At 40.3% G+C, this 5,975-nt stretch carries 6 protein-coding genes; all 6 read right to left on the bottom strand.

Annotated features, from left to right (window positions below; genetic code table 11):
• Positions 1 to 92: 92 nt before the first annotated feature.
• The 6 genes from B3139_RS07500 to B3139_RS07475 all read right to left on the bottom strand — a co-directional run bounded on the left by B3139_RS07500 (position 93) and on the right by B3139_RS07475 (position 5,369).
• Positions 93 to 719, bottom strand: a complete 627-nt coding sequence (locus B3139_RS07500; protein ID WP_293881453.1) for a family 43 glycosylhydrolase — start codon at positions 717 to 719, stop codon at positions 93 to 95.
• 230 nt (positions 720 to 949) lie between these two features.
• The gene (locus B3139_RS07495; RefSeq protein ID WP_293881451.1) at positions 950 to 1,429 is read right to left on the bottom strand and encodes a hypothetical protein; all 480 of its coding nucleotides are present in this window, start codon (positions 1,427 to 1,429) and stop codon (positions 950 to 952) included.
• Positions 1,430 to 1,467: 38 nt separating this feature from the next.
• Complete coding sequence (locus B3139_RS07490; RefSeq protein WP_293881449.1) at positions 1,468 to 1,878, bottom strand: Dabb family protein; 411 nt, start codon at positions 1,876 to 1,878, stop codon at positions 1,468 to 1,470.
• Between the two features lie 11 nt (positions 1,879 to 1,889).
• On the bottom strand, positions 1,890 to 3,215 hold the full coding sequence (locus B3139_RS07485; protein ID WP_293881447.1) for a hypothetical protein: 1,326 nt from the start codon (positions 3,213 to 3,215) through the stop codon (positions 1,890 to 1,892).
• 88 nt (positions 3,216 to 3,303) lie between these two features.
• Positions 3,304 to 4,683, bottom strand: coding sequence for a sensor histidine kinase (locus B3139_RS07480; RefSeq protein WP_293881445.1), 1,380 nt, complete (start codon positions 4,681 to 4,683; stop codon positions 3,304 to 3,306).
• Positions 4,680 to 5,369 carry a response regulator transcription factor gene (locus tag B3139_RS07475; RefSeq protein ID WP_293881443.1) on the bottom strand — a complete coding sequence of 230 codons (690 nt, stop codon included), beginning with the start codon at positions 5,367 to 5,369 and terminating at the stop codon, positions 4,680 to 4,682. The genes B3139_RS07480 and B3139_RS07475 overlap by 4 nt, the downstream gene beginning before the upstream one ends.
• Positions 5,370 to 5,975 lie beyond the last annotated feature (606 nt).

The raw sequence follows: 5,975 nt of genomic DNA, 5'->3' as shown, positions 1-5,975 counted from the left end.
TCTTCTATCGGCCTCGAAACTACCGTTCTTCACATAATTATTGTCACTGTTAACCAGCCATTCTCCTGTTGTTGGAAGAAGGCTCCATGAACTCAAGGAATTAAAAATAGGCTTCGAGCCATTAAAGGATAGAGGACACCACTGGTTAATCCCAGACCATTACCCGCAAAATTAGCCCATCTATCGCCACAATAGATAACTGTCTGCTTTTTAGTTCCTTTTAGCGTTACAAAAAATCCTGTTTGCGTGACATGGGCATAATCGTCCTCTGAGCCCTCCATGATCAGCATTTCATGGGTGGGCGTATATGGACCGTAAATATGATCTGAAACTAAGTAATAGGCAAAAGAGGAATCCCAGCCATACAAGTTGGAAGCAAATAAATAGTATTTTCCATTATGTTTGAACATACAGTTCCCCTCTCGCCCCTCGCCTTTAAATACCATATTACAATCCAGTAGTCCTACCTTACCGTCCTTTACACCAATTTGTGAGATGTAAATCTTGTTTCTTCCTTTTCCGTAGGAATACACCAGGTAAGACTTTCCGGTATCCTCATCGGTGGATACCGTTTGATCTCCTGTGTTGCTGGTGCCTATCATACCAGTCATATCGATGCGCTGGTGCCATTTAAATGGGCCATTGGGACTGACCTTGCAGCTGTGAAAATACAGGCAAAAGATAAAAGAAAATAAAATGTTTTTAGAAAAGGTGATCATAGTCTTGGTCCAATGGGAAGATCCAAGATAAAGCAATAATTCTTAAAGGCCATCATGGTCCAACCTGTCCTTTCGAAAAAAGGCTCAACATAAAAATTGGCGTCGTACAGTGAAAATCCAATAGCCTTTAGAAACATTTGATGACGAAACAAAAAAGAGGAAACGATAGGATACAAGAAAAATTACTGGCAATGTTGTGCCACAGGTCAGACTGCGGCACAACATAAATATTAGTCATTTTTTGCTACGAAAAGATCATCAGCCCCCTCGTTGATAGGGATATACAATCTTTCCCAGCTTTTTGAATGAACCATTTGCCAGCTATGCCCAGTACCTTTCAAATCTTCAGCCAAAAGAATTGTACCAGGTTTGATCAAAAAAGTTGAGCCATCGCTGACTTTAAACCTGATTTTACCCTTTAGCGTAACCACATATTGTCTTCTTGGAGCTGGATGAGCATTTTTCTCCCATTCTTCGGTCTTATTGCTTGTCCAAAATGTACTCGTATTGGCGTGTTTTAATGTTGGAATAAAGCCTTTTTGAAACGAGCAGGTTCCGTCTGGATTATTGATCAATCGTACCGCAGGCATTTCACCTTCAGCTTCCACCTTTACCTCCTTAATTTTCCCATGACCTTCTTGCGCTTTCACAGCGTTTAAGCTTGATGCTGCCAGTACGCAAGCAATAGCTAGTTTGGATATCATTTTCATTTTGTAATCTTTGAAATTATTATTTTGTTGTTTTAATTTTAGAATTCATAAACCGTATCGTGCACCATCATCCGTTCAAAATAGGGTTTGTATTTAGCGACAAGGGCGAGGTGGCCCGGTAGTTTACCATAAGCCTCCATTTCTTCCAGCGTCGCAAATTCCATGGACGCATTGTAGGTAAACGAGTTGTCCAATACCGCTCTTGGTGAAGAAGCAGCAGGCTTGCCATAACGTACATTTTTGACATAGGGAAGTTTTTTAAGACCTTCAAAAAACTGTTTAAACTCTTCTACCTGTTCAGCAGACAAGTCAGGTTTTAACCAAAAAAGCAAATAGTGGAAATACACTTTTTTAGTTTTTTCTTTTTTCTCTTTTGCCATCAGTGAGGTGGACGCAAAGCTCATAACACCAGCAGTACCTAGTGTAAGGATAAAATCTTTCCTTTTCATGTTATTGCTATTTAATTAAAATCAATTCTATATTTAAGCACAAATGCCCACTTGTGATCAGTTACCACAGCTTGATCCGCAGCATTTAAATTATAGATCGGACGATTTTGCGCATCAAAAGTCAGCCGGCTGCTATTACCGTGCATCAGTAGCGAGATACCTGCATCATAAATTAGACTTTTGTCTTTCAATGCCTTGTAGTCCCCTACTTGTACAGAAACCGCTGGCTGCAGCTGTAAATTATGTTTGGATGGATTGAAATAAGGGAGTGTACCGCCGACCTGCGCGTAAAATGTATTTCCCGTGCCAGCATTTGGCAAGCTATTTCCCGCACCATTCAGGCTTGCATTGGCCGCATCGATACCTGTCGCGGGGTTGTTTGTCCCTGCAAAGCGAAGATAGTTAGGACCATAATCGCTGTGCATGGCCATACCATAGGCACTAATCGAAGTTCCTTTCTCTTTGTCGATGGGCGCATCATAGATGATATCCGCTGCAAAATTGCGCATATCGTCATTTTTGGTCATCTGCTGTTCATCCAGATGCCAAAGTGCATTGTGCATATACTCAAATCCAGCCCCTATGCTGAGCACATCTTTTTTACCGAGATATGTACCCGAATTGAATGGCGTTTCGTTACTCTCTTTATCGTGAAATGCGTAACGGAAGTAGCCTGACACATCTTTGCGTGCTTCATTTTTGCTAAAGGTGGCCTTATTTAATTTTGGATCAGCACTGGCGGCGGAATATGGATCGGCAAGTACCACCCGATAGTCAAATTTTCCAAGCTGCCCTTTTGCATAGATGCTCATTTCACGCACGACCATATCAGTCGCCCCAGTATTGGATGTCGCATACAAAGGCAAATCGTAAAGCAGTGTATTGAGTGGTCCTGTTGTAAATCGGGAAAGACCACGCCAGGTCGAACGGCCGCCACCGATCGCAAGTTTGGGACTGAAACTATATTCCGCATAGGCATCCAAGAGATCCATATACGTATTCGTCTTGCTATTGACGTTTACGTTAGTAGGCCCCATCTGTAATACAAACAGTAAATTTTCGGTAGGCTTGTAAGTCATCTTCGCCCTAACACGCCGCAGAGAAAGATCAGATACATTCGAAACGGATTCGTTGTTTACCAAACTCCCCGGATTGAGCTGGCTATATCTCGCCCACAGCTCAGCGTATCCGCTGAAGCTGATATAACGTGTATGCTCCTTATTTAAGAAATGAGTAAGTTTTGGATTTCCAAAATCATTGGTTTGCGCCTCGGCGAGCTGTGCGCTACCTAGTCCCAAACTGAGGAACAATGCCAAGGTAAGCTGTTTTCTATTCATGGTTCAACCTAATTTTGTTTTTTTTGATAAGTCAAAATTAGGCTGAATATGGCGGTGATATTATTAGAAAACCATTAGAATTTTTAGGTTATTCAAGCCCCTTTGGATAGGCAAGTTTAAGTTCAACTGAAAACACAGTTCCTACATGGAGAGTTGAATTAACCGCTACGTTACCCTGATGCATCTCAATAATTCGCTGAACAATTGAGAGGCCGATACCATGTCCGTCTTTTGAAGGCGTACCCGCCACACGGTAAAACAAATCAAAGATATGCGGGATATCTCGGCTGTCTATTCCGATACCATTATCTTTTACCTGCACCTGTGCTATGGTATTATTCCTGGAGAGCAATACCTGAGCAGAATGATCGGCACTATATTTACAGGCATTCTCGATCAGATTAGCAAAGGCCACTTTCAAGAGGTAGGCATTTGCAGAAACCCAAATTTCTTCTTCGTCGATTGCTGCATCTGCATCAAAAGAGATACTCACCCGATATTCTTTATTTTTCTCTAAGACGACTAATTTCGCTTCAAGCAGTATTTCGTCCAGTCTGATTTCTTCAAAATTTACCTGCGAACTATCGTAGTTTGCCCGGGCAAAATCCAGCAAGGCTGTCGAAAGTACCGTAGCCTCTTTCGCATCGAGCAATGCCCTATCAATAGAGGCACAATACTCATCCACATTGGTATTCAGCTGCTGCGCCAACTCCAGTTCGGCGATCATAGCTGCCAAAGGTGTTCTAAACTCGTGTGAAATAATGGATACAAAATGGCGCTGGTTGTTGAAAGATTTTTCCAACCGATTGAACGTATTGTTGAATGTTTCGATAAGTTCTGAGAGTTCGTCTTTCGCATTACTATAGCTGACACGTGTGCTCAAGTTATGTTCGGATACATCCTTGATCTGGTGTATAATGTAATTGATTGGCTTAAGAATATAACGTGCAAATAGAAATGAAGAGAAAAAAATAAAAAACAGGGCAACAACATAGATCGTTATCAAAATATTTTTTAGCCGTTCCATATGTGCAAAGCCCGTTAGATCGTACGCATGTCCGATCAAGAAAAAAGGCTTGCCCTCAAACTGATAGTTCAAGCCCATATACAATTCTTTACCTTGTTCCCAAGTTAAAAAACTAGACCTTTTGATCGATTCTAATCTAACATCTGGATACGTCGGTTCGCCTATATCCGAAAAAACCACCCTATTCTGCTGGTCGAAAACAGTAATCTGCGCTTCGTTGATTAGCTTTTTGTTTTGTTCGTGAATTTTTCTGATCTGATTTTCCTGTACTTTAGCATCAAAAATAATTTCTGCGCGCCAGATGATCTTATAGCGCAGCCGGTCCACAAATTCCTCCTGTCGATTTAGTTCAGAAAAAAAATAAACCGCATACGCGAATAGAAACAGGATGATTGCCGAAGAGAGCGTAAATACCCAGGAGGTTCTATTAACAATCTTCATTCTTTATTGGATAAAATAAATCCATGTCCGGATTTCGTATGAATCAATTTTGGTGAAAAATCGCGATCTATTTTTTTACGCAAATAATTGATATATACGTCAATATAATTCGTACCAGTATCAAAGTTTTTGCTCCAGACATTACGTGCTATCTCATCCTTACTGAGCATAGTTTCCTTATGCTTCAAAAAGAAGTGCAGGAGATCAAACTCTTTTGGCGTCAGTTTGACAAGCTGTCCCTGACTATGAACCTGTTTTCTACGCAGATCAATATTGATACGGTCATAAGTCAGCAGCCCTTTAATCTCTTCTTCACTGATTTCACGATGGCGCTTGAGCAAGACGGCGATGCGTGCAAAAAGTTCGCGTATTTCAAAGGGTTTCACCATATAATCGTCTGCTCCAGCGTCAAAGCCAGATATTTTTTCATCGATACTGCCCAACGCCGTGAGCATGATGATGGGAATTCTGGGGTAAGCCGCACGCATCTGTTTACTGAGCTCTATGCCATTCATTCTTGGTAACATAATATCTATGATTAGCAAATCATATTCAACAGATTTGATCTCTTTGATCGCAGCTTCGGCATCACCAAAAACATTGACCAGATAGCCCTGACTTGCCAATCCTTTCTTCACACTTGAAGCAACACGTTCATTGTCTTCTACGACCATAATCTTTACCATTGTAGCGCTCTTGTATGTATCTATCAATTATTGATTGGCAAAGTTAGTGATTTTTCAAAATGGCAGGACAATGCGGATTAAGATTTCAAATATAAACGTATTTGAATAGCTTTAAATAAATTATCAAAGACCACAGCTTAAGACATAGTCCCAATTAACAGATGACTTGTCAGTGATCTGACCTTATACTGATCTTTGCAGTTCATCAGTTATTTAGTACTAGTTGCTAAACCAACATTCATGTGATGTTTTCGATGTATTTTCCAAAAAGAGTATTTTATTCCCTAAAAGGTAAAATAAGGAGCGATATGGGGCGCTAAGCTGCCTTTAGCTTTATTAAGATTTGTATATTTTATAACTTATATTATATAAAAAGCCGCATCTTATGAAATAATTTCTAACCTATGTATTTTTAAGTGGTCGCCCTTATCTATAGCTTCAAGCTATTCCCATCAAACCTATGTAATCACATCAGCCATATGAATATGCACTCCAAAAAATCCTAGTATTTGTGGATTGACAGCTCGGGTTATTTGACTGAAATTAGTGTATGCTTAGATTAATAGAAAAACGAATGAATACACTTTTATTCGCGCTCTAGGATGA

Origin of the sequence: Sphingobacterium sp. UBA1498, from assembly GCF_002325125.1 — a bacterium.
GTDB lineage: Bacteria > Bacteroidota > Bacteroidia > Sphingobacteriales > Sphingobacteriaceae > Sphingobacterium.
Note: the sequence above shows the minus strand (reverse complement) of the source record. Positions and strands in the feature narration are given on the sequence as shown.

Excerpts from the sequence above, each read along its gene's own strand:
- B3139_RS07475 (WP_293881443.1), bottom strand. The coding sequence starts at position 5,369 with ATGGTAAAGATTATGGTCGTAGAAGACAATGAACGTGTTGCTTCAAGT.
- B3139_RS07485 (WP_293881447.1), bottom strand. The coding sequence starts at position 3,215 with ATGAATAGAAAACAGCTTACCTTGGCATTGTTCCTCAGTTTGGGACTA.
- B3139_RS07500 (WP_293881453.1), bottom strand. The coding sequence starts at position 719 with ATGATCACCTTTTCTAAAAACATTTTATTTTCTTTTATCTTTTGCCTG.
- B3139_RS07495 (WP_293881451.1), bottom strand. The coding sequence starts at position 1,429 with ATGAAAATGATATCCAAACTAGCTATTGCTTGCGTACTGGCAGCATCA.
- B3139_RS07490 (WP_293881449.1), bottom strand. The coding sequence starts at position 1,878 with ATGAAAAGGAAAGATTTTATCCTTACACTAGGTACTGCTGGTGTTATG.
- B3139_RS07480 (WP_293881445.1), bottom strand. The coding sequence starts at position 4,683 with ATGAAGATTGTTAATAGAACCTCCTGGGTATTTACGCTCTCTTCGGCA.